Consider the following 18,593-nt stretch of genomic DNA (forward strand, 5'->3'; position numbering starts at 1 on the left):
AACAAAAAAGCCACAATCCCCCAAGGAGACCTGCGATGTCCGCACCCGACCCTGTCGTCCCCGTCACCGAAGTCCTGATCGGCGGCGGCGGCACCGCTGGCTGGCTGACCGCCTGCTTCCTGGCCAGGACCCTGGCGGCGCGCGACGCGCAGGGCGTGCGCGTGACGCTGGTCGAGTCGCCGGAGGTCGGCATCATCGGCGTGGGCGAGGGCACCTTTCCTTCGATCCGCGGCACGCTGTCGAACATCGGCATCGACGAGGCGCGCTTCATCAAGGAGTGCAGCGCGACCTTCAAGCAGGGCGTGCATTTCCGCCACTGGGTGCGCGCGCCCGGCGAGCCTGGTGCGGACCACTACTTCCACCCCTTCAGCCAGCCCAGCCAGCGCCCCGGCGGCTTCGAGCTGCTGCCTTACTGGCTGAACGGCGATGCCGGCCCCGGCGTGCCCTTCGCGCAGGCGGTGACGATGCAGAAGCGGATCGCCGACGCGTCGCACGCGCCGAAGCGCGCCCATGACGCGGACTATCTGGGGCCGATGAACTACGCCTACCACTTCGACGCCGGGCGCTTTGCCGCGCTGCTGGCCGAGCATGGCCGCGCGCTGGGGGTGCGGCACGTGCAGGCGAAGGTCGAGCGCGTGGAGCTGGATGGGGCAGGGGCGATCGCTGCCGTGCACACCCAGGAGCAGGGCGCGCTGCGTGCCGGGTTGTACGTCGATTGCACGGGCTTCCACGCACGCCTGATCGGCGACGCGCTCGGCGCGCCCTTCAAGAGCGTGCAGGACGTGCTGTTCGTCGACCGCGCGCTGGCGCTGCAGGTGCCGTATCCGGCGCCGGACACGCCGATCCCTTCGTACACCATCTCGACCGCGCACGAAGCCGGCTGGACCTGGGACATCGGCCTGCAAGACCGGCGCGGCATCGGCTATGTGTATTCGAGCCGGCACACCGACGATGCGCGCGCCGAGCAGGTGCTGCGCGAGTACATTGGCCCGCAGGCGCAGGGTTTGCGCCCGCGCCGTCTTGAACTGCAGGTCGGCTACCGCGAGACCCAATGGGTGAAGAACTGCGTGGCGGTCGGGCTGTCCGGTGGCTTTCTGGAGCCGCTGGAATCCTCCGGCATCGGCCTGATCGAAACCGCCGCCTACCTGATCGGCTTCCTGTTCCCCTACGACGGCGCGATGGCGCCGACCGCGCGCCTGTTCAATGACTTGATGCGCGAGCGCTATGCGCGCATCGTCGACTTCATCAAGCTGCATTACTGCCTGACCCGGCGCACCGATTCGCGCTTCTGGATCGACAACGCCGACCCGGCCACGATCCCGGCCACGCTGCGCGACAAGCTGGCGATGTGGCGAAGCCGTCCGCCGCACCGGCTCGACTTCGTCACCGACCTCGAGATGTATCCGCCGTCGAGCTGGCAATATGTGCTGTACGGGATGGAGTTCGCGACCGGGCTGCGTCCGGGCGCCGTCGACCCGGCCCGGATCGAGGAGGCGCGCCGCGAATTCGGTATGATCGCGCAAATGGCGGGGCGGGCGCAGGCCGACCTGCCGCTGCACCGCGCGATGGTCGAGCAGATGTGCCGCAAGGCCGCCGGCGGACGGAGCAGCCGGCAGGTCGCGTAAACATCGTTTCTGAAACGGTTTCTGAAACCGGTTTCATGCCATGCTTTCCCTGTTATACTGAACGGATGAGAAAAGACTCCACCACGGCCGCGAACGGCGGCGCCACTGTCCACGAGGTCGCGCGCATCGCCGGCGTCTCGGCGGCGACCGTCTCGCGCTTCCTGAACGGCACCGCCAAGGTGTCGGACGAGAAGCGGCAGGCGATCGAAAGCGTGATCGAAAAGCTGAACTACCGGCCGAACGTCCTGGCGCGCAATCTCAAGACCGGCAGCTCGCGCACCATCGGCGTGCTGACCCAGTCGCTGGTGTCCGGCTATTTTGCCGACGCCATGGCCGGCATCGACGACGTGCTGCAGGGCACCGGCTACGCGCCGCTGATCGTGTCCGGCCACTGGCACGCGGACGAGGAAGCCGAGCGCATCGAACTGCTGATCGCGCGCCGCGTCGACGGCCTGGTGATCCTGAGCGGCAAACTGAAGGACGCGCAGATCCTGAAGCTGGCGAACCGCGTGCCCATCGTCGCCTTCGGCCGCCAGCTGGAGGGGCCGCAGGCCTACGGCTTCAGCCTCGACAACTACTGGGGCGCCTGCGAAGCGGTCGAGCACCTGATCCTGCAGGGCCACCGCCAGATCGCCTTCATCACCGGCCCGGCCGACCACCTGGACGCGCAGGCGCGCCTGGCCGGCTACCGCGATACGCTGGCCAAGCACAAGATCAAGGAAAGCCCGCAGCTGGTGGCGCCGGGCGACTTTTCGGAATCGGGCGGCCTGCTGGCCCTCGAACGCCTGCTGGAATCGGGCAAGCGCTTCTCCGCGATCTTCGCCGCCAACGACCTGACCGCCTATGGCGCCAGGCTGGCGCTGTACCGGCGCGGCATCCGCGTGCCGGAAGACATCTCGGTGATCGGCTTCGACGACCTGCACAGCTCCATGTACACGACGCCGCCGCTGACCACGGTGCGCCAGCCGCTGTTCGAAGTCGGCCGCTGCCTCGGTACGGCGATCGTCAAGATGATCGCCCAGGAGCCGCTGGACCTGGAGGTGCCGCAGCTCAGCCTGGTGGTGCGGGAGTCGGTGCGGCGCGTCGCCTGAACCCGGCACGCCGGACCTGTCATCGCACGGACATACGCGCACCGTACAATCCGGGGCGGCTATACTGCACGCAGTGCCAAACGGATGGATTTCATGTACGCAGCAGTCGACCTAGGCTCCAACAGCTTCCGCCTCCACATCGGCGAACCGATCGCCGGCCAGATGCACATCGTGCGCACCGCGCGCGACCCGATCCGCCTTGCGGCCGGCCTGGGGCCGGACGGCGCATTGACGCCTGACGCGATGGACACCGCGGTGCGCAGTCTGCGCGATCTCGGTGCCATCCTGCGCCAGCACCGCCTGGATGCCGTGCGCGTGGTCGCGACCAACACCATGCGCGTGGCCACCAATGCCGAGCAGCTGCTGCCGCGCCTGGAAGCGGCGATCGGCCATCCGGTCGAAATCATCTCCGGCGAGGAAGAGGGGCGCCTGATCTACATGGGCGTGGCCTGTGCCCTGGCCAAGCCCGGCGAGCAGCGCCTGGTGATCGACGTCGGCGGCGGCTCGACCGAAGTGATCGCCGGCCGCGGCGACGAGATCGCCCTGGTCGAGTCCTTCAGCACCGGCACCCATCCGCAGAGCGCGATGTACTTTCCGGGCGGGCGCGTCGACGCGGCCGCCTTCGACGCCGCCGTCAACGCCGCGCGCGCCCTGTTCGAAGACGCCGCCGCCCAGTACCGCGCGCACGGCTGGCAGGCCGCCTACGGCTCATCCGGCACGATCCGCGCGATCAACGAAGTCATCACCCGCAACCGCCTCGGCGACGGCACCATGTCGATCGCCAGCCTGCAGGCGCTGCGCGACCGCCTGATCGCGGCCGGCCACGTCGACGCCTTCGACCTGCCGGGCATCAAGCGCGAACGCGTGATCGTGATGGCCGGCGGCCTGAGCGTGCTGCTGGGCGCGATGCTGGAATTCGGCGTGCGCGCGATCACCGCGATCAACGCCGGCCTGCGCCTGGGCGTGCTGTCCGACCTCGAGCTGCGCGCACGCCGCAGCGACCGCCGCGACAGCGCGATCCAGGCCTGCATGCGCCGCTTTGGCGTCGACGAGGGGCGTGCGCTGCGTACTGCTGCCATCGCCGGCCGCCTCTACGACCGCCTGGCCGGCAGCGACGAAGGTCTGCGCCGCCACCTGCTGTGGAGCTGCATGCTGCACGAGGTGGGGCAGGCGGTCTCGCACACCGGCGCCCACAAGCACGCCGCCTACATCGTCGAGCATGCCGACCTGCCGGGCTTCACCAACCGCGAACAGCGCCTGATGCGCACCATCGTGCTGGCCCAGAAGGGCAACCTGCGCAAGGTGCGGGAAGAGCTGGGCGCGCCCGACCTCGCGCGTGCCGTGCTGGCGATGCGCCTGGCGGCCGTGTTCATGCACGCGCGCGTGGACGGCGACCTCGACGGCCTCAAGCTGCGCATGAAGCAGCGCATCGAGATCGACACGCCGCGCGGCTGGCTCAGGCAGCACCCGACGGTGGCGGCCTGGTTCGACAAGGAGGTTGCGGCCTGGGGTGAGGTCGGGGTTGGGTTTCAGGTGACGCAGGTCTAGCATTTCCCGGAACGCCGTGGCGCTTCAACGCAGTCCGACCGCCCCTCGGCAAATACGGTCCAGTAAGGCGGCGAACGGCATCCCGGCCGCCAGTGCCGCTTGCGGTAACAGGCTGGTTGCCGTCATGCCCGGCAGCGAATTCGCTTCCAGGCAGTAGATGTTACCTGCGTCGTCGAGCCGGAAGTCGACCCGGCTGTACGATCCCAGTTTGAGCGCGGCATGCGCGCGCAGCGCATGCGCCTGCAACTGCGCCGCCTGCGCGGGCGGGATCGGCGCGGGAAACAGTTCGCGCGCGCCGTTCACCTGGTATTTGGCCTTGTAGTCGAACACGTCCGCCGACACGATAATCTCGCCGACCGGCAGCGCTGTCCCGTCCAGGATGCCGACCGTGAATTCGCGGCCGGCGACGAAAGCCTCGATGATCACTTCGTCGTCGTAACGATGCGCCTTGCGCAAGGCCTCATCGAGTTCGCCGGCGGCGCGCACCACGCTCAGGTCGATGGTCGAGCCCTGCTTGTTCGGCTTCACGACCACAGGCCAACCGAGCTGCCGCTCGACGTCGGCGGCGCTTGCCGGCGACATCATCCAGTCCGCGGTGGGCACACCCGCGGCCCGGAACAGACGCTTGCTGAGGTCTTTGTCCATGGCGACGGCACTGGCGATGTGGTTGCTTCCCGTGTAAGGCACGCCAGCCAGGTCGAGCAGGGCCTGGATGCGGCCATCCTCGCCGGCGCCGCCGTGCAGCGCGATCAGCACGACGTCGGCATCGCGGATGTCGCGTGTATCGACCCGCGTACCGACTCCTTGCGCACCGACGGTGGCAAGTTCGGTCGACGTCGGCGGTTCCGGCGCGACGCCGGCTTCGAGCAAGCGCTGTTCATCTGTCAAAGACAGGCGACCGGTGGCCGTGTCGACGGAAAATACGTCGTGCCCGCTCTGGCGCAGCGCAGGAATGATTTGTGCGGCACTCGCGATCGATACTTGGCGTTCTTCGCTGAGCCCGCCGAACAATACGGCAATTTTCATCATGCTCCCGTGATGCCGAGGGTTTTAAGGTGAGCGTTGCAGTTGGCCGAAGCCGGTTGTTCAGCTGAGAATAGCAGGTCGAGGCCGAGAAAAAGTCACGAAGTGTCACGTCGGCAACCGATCCGAAGCAGACATAGCGGACCTGTCTAAGCTTAACTTTAGACGACCTTTTTGCTCGCGTTTAACTGCTCGATTTGGTGCGCTCTTAACTCCTCAGAGTAGGGTTCTGAGGATGAAGCAAAGGGCTTGTACACGCCAAGATCATACATTTCGTAATACTTTGACATGGCTTCTGTCCAGGACGATGCTTCAAACGTTGCGACTAAGCTGGCATCGTCCTTTAAAAATTGCGGCGGCCTTCCATCAGACACGAAGACCGACACGCCGTCTTCATCTTCCCATACCTCATGTAGCAAAGATGCCATTGTGCCCTCGATGGATGATTGAGTTGACGAGTGTAGAAAGGCTAACTGCTGAACGACCGCCTCTGGGCCGATAGCCGTCGTATTGTAGCGTCCGCCTCCGACCCGGATCGGACGCTGATTCAACGAGGGGTACCTTAAATTCCCAGAAAGGCTGGGCTATCCCTTGCCATAGGTATGCTTGTTTTTTTACCTTCCAGCGTGGCCCAATCCGAACGAACCAGAAGCCTTCGCCACCACAGATTGTCTCCGAGAAAGTCCTGCAAGACTCTACATAGACCAGTGCATTGCTCGCGGTCTGATCGAAGACTACTTTTGATAGGCCGACGGCAAGAAGCCCGTTAGGGCTCTTGCCATGCTCAACGAGTTTCAGGAACCTGGTTTGCTCGACGAACCCCATTAATGCTGCAGAGTCAGTTGAAACATTTAAGCCGGCAAGGGATGCGGCACCATGTTCACGAGGTTCAAGCAAGCCCTTCTGGAGTATTGGCGGCAGGCCGCGAAGTCGCGAGGTGAATTGTTTTTCGGGTAGGTGGCGCGGCACCCGGGGTAGCAAAATCGTTTCGGAAGGAATTGCTGTGTCCCACACAACAAATCTTTCTGGAGCCTCATGTTTTATGACTTGGTCGAGAACGACCTGGTAAATTTTTTGGTCGGCCGTAAATGCTGCCACGCTGGAGTCGGCGTGCGCGGTCCCAGCCAGACACAACAAAGTCTTCAGCGTGATCTGTACAGCAAACTTATTCATATACAAGAGTCTTTCGGCTGAGTACCAAGTTTTCTTCCTGCACAAACGTCCGCTCAGCGGCGTTGTAAAGGAACACTGAACGTCGCCCGTGGCCACTAGCGGACGTTAACCAGCGGACAGTGTAAGAGGGCCTTGCCGCCATCGCAAGTGACGACAGGGCGTATCTAGCAACCCTTTCTTCAGTCAGCGAAACTTTTTTCATCTTTCACGATTGTCACAAGGTGACGCCTGCAGGATTTTCATTGACATCCTTTTCAGTATGTTCTTTAATTTCTGCATTAACAGAAATAAGAGAAAATCATGCTGAACAGCCCAACCGCGCAGAAATTTATCCTGCACTGGGGAGAGATGGGCACCCGCTGGGGCGTCAACCGCACCGTCGCGCAGATCCACGCGCTGCTGTTCCTGGCCGACCGGCCGCTGGCCGCCGACGAGATCGTCGAGACGCTGGGCGTGGCGCGTTCGAACGTCAGCAACAGCCTGAAGGAACTGCAGAGCTGGAAGCTGGTGCGCGTCACCCACGTGCTGGGCGACCGGCGCGACCATTTCACGGCCCTGCAGGATGTGTGGGAGATCTTCCGCGTCATCGTCGAGGAGCGCAAACGCCGCGAGATCGACCCGACCCTGACCGTGCTGCGCGAATGCGCGATCGAGGGCACGCAGGACCCCGAACTCGACGTCGCCGCGCTGGCGCGCATGCAGACCACGCTGGACTTCCTCGAGATGCTCAGCGCCACCTTCGAGGACTACAAGCACCTCTCGCCGCAGACCATGCAGCGCATGCTGAAGATGGGCGGCAAGCTGGCCGGCTTCCTCGGACCGAACGACAAAAAGCCGTCATGAACACCGCGCCGACGCTGTACCGCGACGGCCTGTGCCCGTTTTGCGTCCAATGAGAGGAAGAACATGGAACATTCTGCGATGAGGAAATGGGCGGTGCACTGGCTGCTGCTGGTCTGCGCCGTGCACGTGGCGGTCGGCGCGCTGCTGCCCTGGCTGGGCGGGGCCGCGCTGTTCGACGGCTATCACCGCGGCGTCGAAGCCGCCTTCTGGCCGGCCGGCGCGCCCGCCGAGGCACGGGGTTTGCAGACCTGGTGGATCGCGCTGTTCGGCCCGACCGTGCAGGTGATGGCACTGTTCATGTTCGCGCTGGTACGCCTGGCGGACCGCTTGCGCCAGCCGGCGATCTGGCTGTGGCTGATCGCCGGCCTGGCCATCTGGGCGCCGCAGGACATCCTGGTATCGATGCGTGCGGATTGCTGGGCGCACGTGGCGGTGGATGCGTTTGCGCTGGCGGTGATGTTGCCGCCATTGGCGTGGCTGTGGTTCCATGACCGGAGGGCCGAGGCATGAACACCCAAACGTTGGCATTGCAGCTAATGGCCGCACAAGGCTGCCTGGGCGCCTTCGATACCCTCTATCACCACGAGCTGACCGAAACCCTGGCGCAGCGGACCACGGCGCGCAAGGAACTCGCGATCCACGCCGTGCGGGCGCTGCTCTACGCGCTGCTGTTCGTCGGCCTGGCGTACTGGGAATGGCACGGCCTGCTGGCCTGGCTGCTGCTCGGCGTGTTCGGCGTCGAGATCGTGCTGACGCTGTGGGACTTCGTGGTCGAAGACCGTACCCGGCTGCTGCCGGCCAGCGAGCGCGTCACGCACACGGTCCTGGCGATCAATGGCGGCGCCTTCATCACATTGCTGGCGCTGAACGCGGGCGACTGGGCCGCGCAGCCGACCGGCCTGGCCTGGCGTCCGCAGGGCTGGCTGAGCGTGTTCCTGGCGCTGTGCGGCATCGGCGTCGGTCTGTCGGGCCTGCGCGACGGGCTGGCTGCGCTGCGGCTGGGCCGCGCGGCCGACAGCGTCGCGAACACGCCGCCCGTCGAGTTCGATCGCATCAAACGCATGGTGCTGGTGACCGGCGCCACCGGCTTCGTCGGCCAGAACCTGGTGCGGGCGCTGCTGCGCGACGGCCACGAAGTCATCGTCCTGACGCGCCAGGCGCGGCAGGCGGCGTGGCAGTTCGAGGGCAGGGTGCGCTGCATTGAATCGATGGACGAACTGGGGACGGCGGCGCAGGTCGATGTGGTCGTCAACCTGGCCGGCGCACGCATCCTCGGGCCGCGCTGGAGCGAGAAACGCAAGGCGGCGCTGCGCCGCAGCCGCGTGGCGCAGACGCAGCGCGTGGTCGCGTGGATCGCGCGCGCCGAGCACAAACCCTTCCTGTTGCTGTCGGCGTCGGCGATCGGCTACTACGGCATCCAGAAAATCGGAGATGCGAGTGCGCTGAGTGAAACCGCGCCGCCGCAGCCGGTCTTCATGTCGGACCTGTGCCGCGAATGGGAAGAGGCGGCGGGCGCGGCGGCCCAGTATGGCGTGCAGGTCGAGTGCATGCGCTTCGGCCTGGTGCTGGGCATGGGCGGGGCGCTGCCGATGATGCTGCTGCCGATCCTGCTGGGGCTGGGCGGGCGGCTGGGCAGCGGCCGCCAGTGGCTGTCATGGATCCACGTGGACGACGTCGTGCGGGCGATGGCGCACCGCTGGCAGCAGGCGCTGGGGGCAGGGCAGGCCAATGTCGGCAAGGTCGGCGCCACCAACTTCACGGCGCCGGAGTGCGTGAGCCAGGCCGATTTCAGCCGGACCGCGGCGCGCGTCTGGCACCGTCCGGCGATCCTGCCGACGCCGGGCTGGCCGATGCGGCTGGCGCTGGGCGAGCAGGCCGACCTGCTACTGGAAGGTCAGCGCGTGGTGCCGGCGCGGCTGGAGCGGGAGGGTTTCGTGTTCCGCTATCCGGGATTAATGCAGGCCCTGCAGAGCCTGAAGTAAGGGACGGCGCCCTTTGCGGGGCGCTTCCGACTCCGTGATCTGCAACTAACCGACTTGAGCAAGCAGGAAGCCAAGGAACCGGGGCCTGACCGGCCCCGCAAACCGGCAACCAACGATCAGCGCAGCTTCCCCACCATATCCGGCCCCACCGCCAGCCGCACAAAAGGCGCCGGATCCTGCTCGCCCTTGTGCGCAATCCAGAACACGCTGGCCTTGCGGATCTTCCACTCATGCGGCGCGCCGCAGAAGATCAGCGAAGCCACCTGGCCCAGCAGCGGATTATGGCCGACGACGACCACCGGCAGCCGCGCGTCCGGCCACCCGCAAGCCTCCAGGATGGCCTGCGGCGTCGAGTCGGTGTTCAGCGCGTCGACGGTTTGGAACTTGCGCCCCAGCGCTTCGGCGGTCTGCACGCAGCGGGTGGCGGGGCTGGCCAGGATGCGGCATTGCGCCGGCAGCTGACGGTCGAGCCAGGCGCCGACGCGCGAGGCGTGGCGCGCGCCCTTGGCCGTCAGCACGCGCAGCTGGTCGGCGAGTTGGTCGGGCTTGTGCGGTTCAGCCTCGGCGTGGCGCCACAGAATCAGTTCCATGCTCATTGTCCTTGTTATGCGACTCCACCGACGCCTCCAGGCCCAGCATCTCCATCAGGTGCAGCTGGGCGCTGTAGGGCGCCTGGCTGCCGCGCGGCTTGCGGCGCCGGTAATGGCCGTCGCTGCCCAGTTCCCAGGCGTTGACGTTGTCCTTCAGGTAGACCTGCAGGCCTTCGCGGATCACGCGCTTCTTCAGCGCCGGCGAGCGCACCGGAAAAGCGACCTCCACGCGGCGAAACAGGTTGCGGTTCATCCAGTCGGCGCTGCTGAGCCAGATGTCGTGCTGGAGATTATTGCGGAAGTAGAAGATGCGGCTGTGCTCGAGGAAGCGGCCGACGATCGAGCGCACGCGGATGTTCTCCGACAGTCCCGGCACGCCCGGCCGCAAAGCGCAGGCGCCGCGCACGATCAGGTCGATGCGCACGCCGTCCTTCGAGGCGTCGTACAGCGCGCGGATCACGGATTCGTCGGTCAGCGAATTCATCTTGGCGATGATGCGCGCCGGCTTGCCCTCGCGCGCGATCGCCGCTTCCTGGCGGATCGCCTTCACGATCTCCTTCTGCAGCGAGAAGGGCGCCAGCCAGATGCTCGACAGCTGGGTCGGACGCGTCATGCTGGTCAGGTGGATGAAGACCTCGTTGACATCTAGCGTGATTTCTTCGTCGGCGGTCAGCAGGCCGAAGTCGGTGTAATGCTTGGCGGTGGTCGGATTGTAGTTGCCGGTGCCGAGGTGGGCGTAGCGGCGCAGGCCGTCCTGCTCGCGGCGCAGTACCAGGGCCAGCTTGGCGTGGGTCTTCAGGCCGACCACGCCGTACACGACCTGGGCCCCGGCTTCTTCCAGGCGCTCGGCCCAGTTGATGTTGGCTTCCTCGTCGAAGCGCGCCATCAGCTCGACGATGACCGTGACTTCCTTGCCGCGCAGGGCGGCGTTGATCAGCGCTTCCATCAGCTCGGAGTTGGCGCCGGCGCGGTAGATGGTCTGCTTGATCGCCACCACGCCCGGGTCGGCGGCGCAGCAGCGGATGAAGTCGATGACCGGCTCGAAGGACTGGAAGGGATGGTGCAGCAGCACGTCCTGCCGGCTGAGCACCGCGAAGATGTCGTGGTGGTTGACCAGCTTGGCCGGGAAGCCCGGTACGAAGGGGCCGAACTTCAGCTCGGGCCGGGCATTGGTATTCACGATCTCCAGCAGGCGGCCCATGTTGACCGGGCCGTCGACGGCGAACAGGCGCGAGCGGTCGATCGCGAACTGGTCGAGCAGGAAGTCGGCCAGGTGGCGCGGGCAGCCGCGCCCGACTTCGAGGCGCACCGCGAAGCCGTAGTTGCGGCTGTGGAGTTCGCTCTGCAACGCCTGGCGCAGGTTCTTGACCTCTTCCTCGTCGACCCAGAGGTCGCTGTTGCGGGTCACGCGGAACTGCGAATACGAGACCACTTCGCGCCCGGTGAACAGGTCGGCCATGTGGGCCTGGATTACCGAGGACAGCAGGCAGTAGGAAGCGCCCGGCTTGTCGGACAGCTCGTCCGGCAGGCGGATCACGCGCGGCAGCACGCGCGGCGCCTTCATGATCGCGATGCCGGTGCCGCGCCCGAAGGCGTCCTTGCCGGCCAGCTCGACGATGAAGTTCAGGCTCTTGTTGATCACGCGCGGGAAGGGGTGGGCCGGGTCCAGCCCGACCGGCGTCAGCAGCGGCCGCACTTCCTTGTCGAAGTACTGCTTGACCCAGGCCTTCTGCGCCGCGTTGCGGTCCGAGCGGCGCAGCAGGTGAATGCCGTTCTCCGACAGGCGCGGCAGGATCTCGTTGTTCAGCAGCGCGTACTGGCGCGCGATGATCTGGCGGCATTCCTCGCTGGCGCCGTCGAGGTTGATGGTGGCGAGGTCGTCGGCGCCGCTCTGGTGGCGGTGCTGGGCCAGCAGGCTGGCGACGCGCACTTCGAAGAATTCGTCGAGGTTGCTGCTGACGATGCACAGGAAGCGCAGGCGTTCGAGCAGCGGGACGGACGGATCCTCGGCCTGCGCCAGGACCCGCCGGTTAAATTCCAGCAGCGATATCTCCCGGTTGAGGAAGGGTGCCGGGCTGTCGGAGGGGGACGCGGCCACTGCCTCGTCCGGTTTTGACTTCATATCCATTGGGCTCGAATGTTTCACTCGTGGCAACGGAGTGTAGAGCCCGATTATGACAGCGTCGTGACGTGGACGGCGCCCGGTCTGCTGAGTGGCGGGCTCAAGCCGGGCAGCGGCCGCTCCACCGGACAATTCATCGCCAGCATCCGCTCCAGAGGCGGCGCCGCGCGCAGCCGCTCGCGCCACCAGCGCAGCGCCGCGCCATCCTCGCCGGTGCGCCAGGCCATGAACAGGGTCTCGTCCGGCTTCGGTTCCTCGACCGCTTTCTCGACCAGACGTCCGGCCTGGATCGCGGGACGGGCCCAGGCTTCGGGCAGGAAGCCGAAGCCGAGGCCGGCCACCTGGAAATCGTACTTGGTCTGCATGTCGGGCACCGTGAGCGTGTCCTGACCAAACAGCAGGCCCACGGTGCGCGCCTGCAGCAGGCGCACCGAGTCCGCCACCGAGACGGCGCGGTGCTCGCTCAGTTCGACCTTGCCGAGGCGGTGCCTGATGGCGGCCAGCGGATGCGAGGGCGCGACCACGAATACGAAGGACATCTTGCCCAGCGGCTCGGCGGTGTAGCCGCCGCCGGACGGTCCTTCGCCGGCGGCGCCGGCCAGGAAGTCGACGCGGCGGTCGAGCAGGCTCTCCCAGGTGCCGGACAGGGCTTCCTTGACGATGCGCAGGCGGGTCTGGTCGGCCACTTCATAAAAGGCGCGGATGTCGTCCTGCAGGCCGAGCGGCGACAGCGCCGAATCGACGCCGATGGTGAATTCGGTCTCCCAGCCGGAGGCGACGCGGCGCACCCGGCTTTCGAGGTCGCCGGCCGCCTTCAGCAGGTATCGGCCTTCCTTCAGCAGCTCCTCGCCGGCCGCGGTCAGCACCACGCGCGGACCGAAGCGCTCGAACAAAGCGACGCCGAGGTCTTCCTCGAGCTTGGAAACGGTATAGGAAATCGTCGACGGCACCCGGAACAGTTCCTTGGCGGCGGCCGAAAAACTGCCGCGGCGGGCGATGGTGTCGACGGTGAGCAGGGCGTCGAGGCTGATTCTTAGCATGTAACTATTTTACAATAGCGGCATGCTCATACAAATCGCCCCCGATCTCTGGCACATGGAACGCGGCTTCAAGGCCGCCGGCCTGCCCATTACCTCACGGATGACCGTGGTCCGCTTCCAGGACGGCCGTCTGTGGCTCCACTCGCCGGTGCGCTTCAACGACACCGTGGCCGAACAGCTGCGCAGCCTCGGCCGGGTCGCGTGGATCGTCGCGCCCAACCGCGCGCACCACATGTTCGCGAAGCACGCGCTGCGCATGTTCCCGGAGGCCCGGCTGTACGGCGCGCCCGGCCTGGCCGCCAAGCGCCCGGACCTCGAAGGCCTGGTCGAGCTTGGCGACAGCGTCCTGCCCGAATGGCAGCACGAACTCGACCAGGTCGTCATGCGCGGCATGCCCTTCGTGAACGAGGTGGTGTTCTTCCACAAGGCATCGAACACCCTGATCATGACCGACGTGCTGCAGTGCTGGAGCGGCAAGCTGCCGTGGAATGCCTCGCTGTACGCGCGCCTGACCGACGTGCGCTCGCGCCTGGACGTGCCGCGCACGGTGCGCCTGGTCACGCGCAGCAGGATGCTGGCGGCCGGCAGCGCCCGGACCGTCCTGCAATGGCCGTTCACGCGCGTGATCACGGCGCATAACGCGATCGTCGAGCACGATGCGCACAGGCTGGTCGAGCGGGCTTTCAGCCGCTTCGGCGCCTGATTCAAATCCAAAAGGAGACCCATGTTCCAGTATGCCCGTTCCATGCGCGCAGCCAGCCTGGCTGCCGCCCTGACGACCGTCATCGCTGCCGGCGCCCCCTTGACCGTGGCCCAAGCCGCCGCCGCGCCGGCATCCGCCACCGCCCAGGCTGCGCAGCAGCAGATCGACCGGATCGCCGCCCGCTTTTACGACGCCCGCGCGAAATACGACCCGCTGCTGTACGCCACCGCCAACGGCGACAGCCGCTACGACGACCAGATCGGCATGGCGATCGATCCCAAGGTGCGCAAGCGCTACCTGGCCGCCAACCACGGTTTCCTGAAGCAGCTGCAGGCCATCGATCGCACCCGCCTGTCCGATAAAGCGCGGCTGAACTACGACATCCTGGCCGCCGAAATCCAGGCTCAGCTCGACCTCGAGCGCTTCCCGGAACACCTGCTGCCGCTGAACCACTTCGACAATATCCCGAGCAACCTGGCGAATTACGCCAGCGGCACCGGCTCGCAGCCGCTGGAGACGCCGGCCCAGCACCGTGCCTACCTGCACCGGCTGCAGCAGCTGCCGGCCTGGATAGCCCAGGCCATCGTCAACATGAAGGAGGGCATGCGGACTGGCGTGGTGCAGCCGAAGATCGTCACGACCCGCATGCTGCCGCAGTTCCAGCAGTTGCGCAGCAGCGATCCCCAGGGCAGCGTGTTCTACTCGCCGGCCAGGCGTCTGCCGGCCGCCTTCAGCGACAAGGACAAGCGCGAGCTCGAAGCCGGCTATCGCCAGGCCGCCGTCGAGATCGGCCAGGCCCTGGACCGCCTGTGCGCCTTCCTCGAAAAGGATTACCTGCCCGCCGGCCGCGATACCGCCGGCTATGGCGCGCTGCCGGACGGCGCCGCCTGGTACCGCGCCCGCATCAGGAACAACACCAACCTCGACACCCCGCCCGAGCAGATCCACGCAACGGGCCTGAAGGAAGTCGCGCGCATCCAGGCCGAGATGGCGAAGCTGGCCCCCAAGCTGGGCTACGACGGTCCGCTGAAGGATTTCCCGCAGTGGGTCGCCGCCCAGAAGAAATTCAAGCCCTTCACCAGCGAGCAGCAGGTGCTCGAACGCTACCGCCAGATCTACGCGCAGGTGGACGCCAAACTGCCGCAGTATTTCAGCCTGCTGCCCAATGCCAGGCTCGACATCCAGCTCGAACCCGAGCTGACCCGCGCCACCGCCTCCGACCATTACACGCCGGTGGCGGCCGACGGTTCGCATCCGGGCGTGTTCTGGGCCGTGGTCAACGATCCGAACGAGTACGACACGGTCGGCATGGCCACGCTGCTGCTGCACGAGGGCGTGCCGGGCCACCACTTCCACGCGGCGCTGCTGAAGGAACTGCCGCTGCCGGACTTCCGCAAGTTCTTCACCGAGCACCCGAGCGCGGCCGCCTACACCGAGGGCTGGGCGCTGTACTGCGAGACCCTGGGCCGGGAGTTCGGCTTCTACGAGGACCCGGCCTATTACTACGGCCACCTGAACGACGAGCTGCTGCGCGCGGTGCGCCTGGTGGTCGACACCGGCATGCACGCCCAAGGCTGGTCGCGCGAGAAGGCGATTGCCTATGCGATGGAAAACCTGGGCTACAACGAGGCCGGCGCTGCCAACCAGATCGAGCGCTACATGGTGTGGCCGGGCCAGGCCCTGGCGTACAAGACCGGCGCGATGAAGATCCTGGAGCTGCGCGCCAGGGCGCAGCAGGCACTGGGGCCGAAGTTCAGCTACGCCAGGTTCCACGCGGTGGTGCTGGGCGACGGCACGCTGCCGCTGCCCATCCTGGAGAGCCAGGTGAATCGCTGGATCGAGGCCAGCCGCTGAATCGCCGTACGAAGGAGTCGCTGTACTGAGACTGCACTAAGCGGCGACGCGGCCCGACCTGCGCTGCACGGCCCGGTAGGTGCCGCTGTCCATCGGATGCGCGCACAGCTGCGGGTTGCGGTGCACGTGGCTTATTGAACCAATAGTTCTCGCTTGCCTTCCGCCGCGGCGCAAGACCCCCGGCGGCTGAAGCGCAGCGTGAATTTTTCCAGCACCAGCGCCAGCCCGAAGCACAGGAGCAGCACCGGCAGGTAGACCCCGAAGGTCCAGGCCTGCTCCCTGCCCAGCAGCGCGCGGTACAGCGCGACGGCGCCCAGCACCATGAACATGTGCGACAGATACAGTTCGTAGCTCAGGCTGCCCATGCGCGCCAGCCAGCGCAGGCCCGCGCGCGGGGCAGGTGGGTGCGCATGGAAGGCCAGCAGCATGAGGGCCGAACCCAGCACCAGCCCGACCATGCTCGACTTGAACAGGTGGCGGTGCACCAGCTCGCCCCAGCCCAGCACCAGCAGGATGCAGAAGGCGCCGAACAGCGCCAGCGCGCGGGCGTCGCGCCGGGATGGACGCCAGCGTTGCGCCAGCAGGGACGCCAGCACGCCCCAGGCGATCGCCGCCATGCCCGGCAGGTAGGCCTTCTCGCGCCAGACTTCATCCGCCGCCGGCACCAGGCCGCGCAGCGGGTTCAAGGCCAGCGCCCAGACCAGCAGGAGGCCGATCAGCAGCCGCCGCGGCAGCCACAGGCACAGCAGCGGAAAGCCGAGATAGAAGACCTCCTCGATCGACAGCGACCACAGCACGTCCCAGCCCGCCGGCGCCCAGCCGGTGCGGCCTTCGTACCAGTTGAAAGTGAAGGTCAAGGCGGATCCCAACAGGCCAGCCAGGCTTTGTTCGTCGCCGGGAGCGAAGCCTTCGATGCCGGACAGCGCCATCACCGACAGCACGCCCAGGATCAGGAGCAGCAGCGGCAGGATGCGCAACGCGCGGGCGCGGTAGAAGCGGCGCAGGTCCACGCGTTCGAGGCTGCCGTCGCGCTCGAGGATGCGGGTGGCGATCAGGAAGCCGGAGATGACGAAGAAGATGAAGACCGCCTCGTAGCCGTTGAAGCTGACCGCGTCCAGCAGGCGCTTGGGCAGGTAGTCGCGCAGCAGGCTCGGTCCCAGCGGCAGGCGGAAGGGCAGGGCCAGATGGTGCACGATCACCAGCAGGATGGCGAGGCCGCGCAGGCAGTCGATGCCGAAGTTGCGGGCTGATGGAGGCGAAGGAGCAATAGGCGAAGTCATCCAGCGATGGTAACAGCGCCGGCAGCGCGAAAACTCAAACAATTCCACGCGTTTTATCCGTGCGCCTGCTTGTCGAAGGGCGCCGGATAATCGCGGCCTTGGAGCGATGGAGATGAGGATGCATCGACGCGGATTCCTGGCGGCGCTGGCCACGGCCCTCGGCGGCGGGCCGCTTGCAGCCGGGGCAATGCCCGATCAGGCAGCGGCCGCAAGCGAACTCTGGACGCGCTTGCGCGGCGGCGGCCACATCCTGCTGGTGCGCCATGCCGCCACCGATCCGGGTGTCGGCGATCCGCCCGGCTTCCGGCTCGGCCAGTGCGGCACCCAGCGCAACCTGTCCGAACGCGGCCGGCGCGAGGCGCAGGCACTCGGGGCCGCCCTGCGCGATGGTGGCGTGGCGGTCGGCGCGGTGTGGTCGAGCCGCTGGTGCCGCTGCCTGGACACCGCGCGGCTCGCCTTCGGCCGCGTCGAGCCGGCGCCGGTGCTCGATTCCATGTTCGAGGAAGACGGCGCCGCCCGGCGCGCCAGGGTGGCGCGGACACTCGCGCGCCTGGCCGCCCACCCGCTGGACGGCAAGGCAGGCAACCTGGCGCTGGTGACCCACGACGTCAACATCCGGGCGCTGGCGGACGAATCGGTCGCGCCCGGCGGGATCGTGGTCGCGCGCATGCGCGGCGGCGCGCTTGCCGTGCTGGGCCAACTGCCGCTGGATTCGGCCCCGTCGTCTTGATCGGCGCAAAAGGTCCGGCTGGCGTGCGCCCCGGACCGGCAGCGTAGAATCGCCCGCATGCATTCATCGTATGCCCGACTTTTCGAAGGAGTACGCAATGAGACGCAGCTTCCTGCGCGCCGCCCTGGCGGCAGCCATCGCGGCCACCACGGCCACCATGGCCTTCACGGCTTCGGCCCACCACGGCTGGAGCGAGTACAACGCAGATAAACCCTTGCAGCTGTCCGGCACCATCCAGGAAGCGGGCTATGTCCAGCCGCACGGCTGGGTACGCCTCAAGAGCGGCGACAAGACCTGGATCGTGGTGCTGGCGCCGCCGGGCCGCATGGAAAGCCGCGGCCTGACCAAGGACATGCTGAGCGTGGGCGGCACGGCCAGCGTCTATGGCTACCCGCACCGCAGCAAGGCGGACGAGATGCGCGCCGAGCGCATCACGGTCAACGGCAAGACCACCGAACTGCGCTGATGCTGCCTGCCCACCCGGCCGCTGGGCCCGGGCCGGCCGGTGCGGCGCTCGACTGGACGCACTGGCTTGCGGCCACCTCGCCGGCGCTGGCGATGCGCGCCAACGCCTGGCTGTATCCGGCCGTCGAGATCGTTCACATTGCCGGCTTTGCCGTGCTGGTCGGCGCGGTGGCGATGTTCGATTTGCGCGTGCTCGGGTTAGGGCGCGCACTGCCGGTGCGGCTGCTGGCGCATTACCTGCTGCCGTGGTCGGTGGGGAGCATGCTGCTGGTGCTGCCGAGCGGCCTGCTGCTGTTCGCGGCCGAGGCGCCGGACCTGGCAGCCAACCGCGTGTTCCTGCTGAAGCTGGTGCTGATCGCCGTGGCCGGGCTGAATGCGCTGGCTTTCCACGCTGGGCCTTACCGGTCCGCCGAGCGCTGGGACAGCCGCGCACCGCCGCGGGCGCGCCTGCATGCCGTGCTGTCGCTGCTGCTATGGCTGACGGTGATCGCCTGCGGGCGGCTGCTGGCCTATGTCTGACCGCT

General features: G+C 67.0%; 18 protein-coding genes. 11 read left to right on the plus strand and 7 right to left on the minus strand.

Annotation, left to right across the window (positions count from 1 at the left end):
• The first annotated feature begins 35 nt into the window (after positions 1-35).
• The 3 genes from NX782_RS13900 (at position 36) to NX782_RS13910 (ending at position 4,264) form a co-directional block, all read left to right on the plus strand.
• Positions 36-1,625, plus strand: a complete 1,590-nt coding sequence (locus tag NX782_RS13900) for a tryptophan halogenase family protein (protein WP_258846065.1) — start codon at positions 36-38, stop codon at positions 1,623-1,625.
• A 65-nt stretch (positions 1,626-1,690) separates the two neighbouring features.
• Positions 1,691-2,716, plus strand: a complete 1,026-nt coding sequence (locus tag NX782_RS13905) for a LacI family DNA-binding transcriptional regulator (protein ID WP_258846066.1) — start codon at positions 1,691-1,693, stop codon at positions 2,714-2,716.
• Positions 2,717-2,809: 93 nt separating this feature from the next.
• Complete coding sequence (locus tag NX782_RS13910; protein ID WP_258846067.1) at positions 2,810-4,264, plus strand: Ppx/GppA phosphatase family protein; 1,455 nt, start codon at positions 2,810-2,812, stop codon at positions 4,262-4,264.
• Positions 4,265-4,288: 24 nt separating this feature from the next.
• Here NX782_RS13910 and NX782_RS13915 read toward each other — a convergent pair whose 3' ends face one another.
• The 3 genes from NX782_RS13915 to NX782_RS13925 form a co-directional block, all read right to left on the minus strand.
• Positions 4,289-5,293: a D-alanine--D-alanine ligase family protein gene (locus NX782_RS13915; protein ID WP_258846068.1), complete on the minus strand. Its 1,005-nt coding sequence runs from the start codon at positions 5,291-5,293 to the stop codon at positions 4,289-4,291.
• Between the two features lie 155 nt (positions 5,294-5,448).
• Positions 5,449-5,715 carry a hypothetical protein gene (locus tag NX782_RS13920; protein WP_258846069.1) on the minus strand — a complete coding sequence of 89 codons (267 nt, stop codon included), beginning with the start codon at positions 5,713-5,715 and terminating at the stop codon, positions 5,449-5,451.
• Entirely contained in the window at positions 5,696-6,460 is a 765-nt protein-coding gene (locus NX782_RS13925; RefSeq protein ID WP_258846070.1) for a hypothetical protein, read from the minus strand. The genes NX782_RS13920 and NX782_RS13925 overlap by 20 nt, the downstream gene beginning before the upstream one ends.
• Before the next feature lie 300 nt (positions 6,461-6,760).
• Here NX782_RS13925 and NX782_RS13930 point away from each other — a divergent pair, with 300 nt between their 5' ends.
• The 3 genes from NX782_RS13930 to NX782_RS13940 all read left to right on the plus strand — a co-directional run bounded on the left by NX782_RS13930 (position 6,761) and on the right by NX782_RS13940 (position 9,285).
• Positions 6,761-7,303, plus strand: coding sequence for a GbsR/MarR family transcriptional regulator (locus tag NX782_RS13930; protein WP_258846071.1), 543 nt, complete (start codon positions 6,761-6,763; stop codon positions 7,301-7,303).
• Positions 7,304-7,366: 63 nt separating this feature from the next.
• Positions 7,367-7,813, plus strand: a complete 447-nt coding sequence (locus tag NX782_RS13935; RefSeq protein WP_258846072.1) for a cell division protein — start codon at positions 7,367-7,369, stop codon at positions 7,811-7,813.
• Positions 7,810-9,285: a TIGR01777 family oxidoreductase gene (locus NX782_RS13940; protein WP_258846073.1), complete on the plus strand. Its 1,476-nt coding sequence runs from the start codon at positions 7,810-7,812 to the stop codon at positions 9,283-9,285. Before NX782_RS13935 ends, NX782_RS13940 begins: the two co-directional genes overlap by 4 nt.
• 116 nt (positions 9,286-9,401) lie before the next feature.
• Here NX782_RS13940 and NX782_RS13945 read toward each other — a convergent pair whose 3' ends face one another.
• Genes NX782_RS13945 through NX782_RS13955 form a run of 3 tightly spaced genes read right to left on the minus strand, consistent with a single transcriptional unit; the run spans position 9,402 to position 13,037 of the window.
• Positions 9,402-9,875: a SixA phosphatase family protein gene (locus NX782_RS13945; RefSeq protein WP_258846074.1), complete on the minus strand. Its 474-nt coding sequence runs from the start codon at positions 9,873-9,875 to the stop codon at positions 9,402-9,404.
• The gene (ppk1, locus tag NX782_RS13950; protein WP_258846075.1) at positions 9,841-12,003 is read right to left on the minus strand and encodes a polyphosphate kinase 1; all 2,163 of its coding nucleotides are present in this window, start codon (positions 12,001-12,003) and stop codon (positions 9,841-9,843) included. The genes NX782_RS13945 and ppk1 overlap by 35 nt, the downstream gene beginning before the upstream one ends.
• 44 nt (positions 12,004-12,047) lie before the next feature.
• A complete protein-coding gene (locus NX782_RS13955) occupies positions 12,048-13,037 on the minus strand; it encodes a LysR substrate-binding domain-containing protein (RefSeq protein ID WP_258846076.1) in 990 nt (329 codons plus the stop codon).
• Between the two features lie 22 nt (positions 13,038-13,059).
• Here NX782_RS13955 and NX782_RS13960 point away from each other — a divergent pair, with 22 nt between their 5' ends.
• Positions 13,060-13,740 carry a DUF4336 domain-containing protein gene (locus NX782_RS13960; RefSeq protein WP_258846077.1) on the plus strand — a complete coding sequence of 227 codons (681 nt, stop codon included), beginning with the start codon at positions 13,060-13,062 and terminating at the stop codon, positions 13,738-13,740.
• 21 nt (positions 13,741-13,761) lie between these two features.
• The gene (locus NX782_RS13965; RefSeq protein WP_258846078.1) at positions 13,762-15,594 is read left to right on the plus strand and encodes a DUF885 domain-containing protein; all 1,833 of its coding nucleotides are present in this window, start codon (positions 13,762-13,764) and stop codon (positions 15,592-15,594) included.
• A gap of 131 nt (positions 15,595-15,725) precedes the next feature.
• Here NX782_RS13965 and NX782_RS13970 read toward each other — a convergent pair whose 3' ends face one another.
• On the minus strand, positions 15,726-16,874 hold the full coding sequence (locus NX782_RS13970; protein WP_258846079.1) for an acyltransferase family protein: 1,149 nt from the start codon (positions 16,872-16,874) through the stop codon (positions 15,726-15,728).
• A 118-nt stretch (positions 16,875-16,992) separates the two neighbouring features.
• On the opposite strand from NX782_RS13970, the gene NX782_RS13975 reads away from it, so the two are divergent.
• From NX782_RS13975 to NX782_RS13985, 3 genes are all read left to right on the plus strand, one after another.
• Positions 16,993-17,604: a histidine phosphatase family protein gene (locus NX782_RS13975; RefSeq protein WP_258846080.1), complete on the plus strand. Its 612-nt coding sequence runs from the start codon at positions 16,993-16,995 to the stop codon at positions 17,602-17,604.
• A 97-nt stretch (positions 17,605-17,701) separates the two neighbouring features.
• Positions 17,702-18,070: a DUF6152 family protein gene (locus NX782_RS13980; protein WP_258846081.1), complete on the plus strand. Its 369-nt coding sequence runs from the start codon at positions 17,702-17,704 to the stop codon at positions 18,068-18,070.
• Entirely contained in the window at positions 18,070-18,588 is a 519-nt protein-coding gene (locus NX782_RS13985; RefSeq protein ID WP_258846082.1) for a DUF6644 family protein, read from the plus strand. The genes NX782_RS13980 and NX782_RS13985 overlap by 1 nt, the downstream gene beginning before the upstream one ends.
• Positions 18,589-18,593 lie beyond the last annotated feature (5 nt).

Origin of the sequence: Massilia norwichensis, from assembly GCF_024753245.1 — a bacterium.
In the GTDB taxonomy this organism is placed as follows: domain Bacteria; phylum Pseudomonadota; class Gammaproteobacteria; order Burkholderiales; family Burkholderiaceae_D; genus Telluria; species Telluria norwichensis.

Bases quoted from the DNA above. Each gene is read 5' to 3' on its own strand.
- NX782_RS13900 (WP_258846065.1), top strand. From the start codon at position 36: ATGTCCGCACCCGACCCTGTCGTCCCCGTCACCGAAGTCCTGATCGGC.
- NX782_RS13905 (WP_258846066.1), top strand. From the start codon at position 1,691: ATGAGAAAAGACTCCACCACGGCCGCGAACGGCGGCGCCACTGTCCAC.
- NX782_RS13910 (WP_258846067.1), top strand. From the start codon at position 2,810: ATGTACGCAGCAGTCGACCTAGGCTCCAACAGCTTCCGCCTCCACATC.
- NX782_RS13915 (WP_258846068.1), bottom strand. From the start codon at position 5,293: ATGATGAAAATTGCCGTATTGTTCGGCGGGCTCAGCGAAGAACGCCAA.
- NX782_RS13920 (WP_258846069.1), bottom strand. From the start codon at position 5,715: ATGGCATCTTTGCTACATGAGGTATGGGAAGATGAAGACGGCGTGTCG.
- NX782_RS13925 (WP_258846070.1), bottom strand. From the start codon at position 6,460: ATGAATAAGTTTGCTGTACAGATCACGCTGAAGACTTTGTTGTGTCTG.
- NX782_RS13930 (WP_258846071.1), top strand. From the start codon at position 6,761: ATGCTGAACAGCCCAACCGCGCAGAAATTTATCCTGCACTGGGGAGAG.
- NX782_RS13935 (WP_258846072.1), top strand. From the start codon at position 7,367: ATGGAACATTCTGCGATGAGGAAATGGGCGGTGCACTGGCTGCTGCTG.
- NX782_RS13940 (WP_258846073.1), top strand. From the start codon at position 7,810: ATGAACACCCAAACGTTGGCATTGCAGCTAATGGCCGCACAAGGCTGC.
- NX782_RS13945 (WP_258846074.1), bottom strand. From the start codon at position 9,875: ATGGAACTGATTCTGTGGCGCCACGCCGAGGCTGAACCGCACAAGCCC.
- ppk1 (WP_258846075.1), bottom strand. From the start codon at position 12,003: ATGGATATGAAGTCAAAACCGGACGAGGCAGTGGCCGCGTCCCCCTCC.
- NX782_RS13955 (WP_258846076.1), bottom strand. From the start codon at position 13,037: ATGCTAAGAATCAGCCTCGACGCCCTGCTCACCGTCGACACCATCGCC.
- NX782_RS13960 (WP_258846077.1), top strand. From the start codon at position 13,060: ATGCTCATACAAATCGCCCCCGATCTCTGGCACATGGAACGCGGCTTC.
- NX782_RS13965 (WP_258846078.1), top strand. From the start codon at position 13,762: ATGTTCCAGTATGCCCGTTCCATGCGCGCAGCCAGCCTGGCTGCCGCC.
- NX782_RS13970 (WP_258846079.1), bottom strand. From the start codon at position 16,874: ATGACTTCGCCTATTGCTCCTTCGCCTCCATCAGCCCGCAACTTCGGC.
- NX782_RS13975 (WP_258846080.1), top strand. From the start codon at position 16,993: ATGCATCGACGCGGATTCCTGGCGGCGCTGGCCACGGCCCTCGGCGGC.
- NX782_RS13980 (WP_258846081.1), top strand. From the start codon at position 17,702: ATGAGACGCAGCTTCCTGCGCGCCGCCCTGGCGGCAGCCATCGCGGCC.
- NX782_RS13985 (WP_258846082.1), top strand. From the start codon at position 18,070: ATGCTGCCTGCCCACCCGGCCGCTGGGCCCGGGCCGGCCGGTGCGGCG.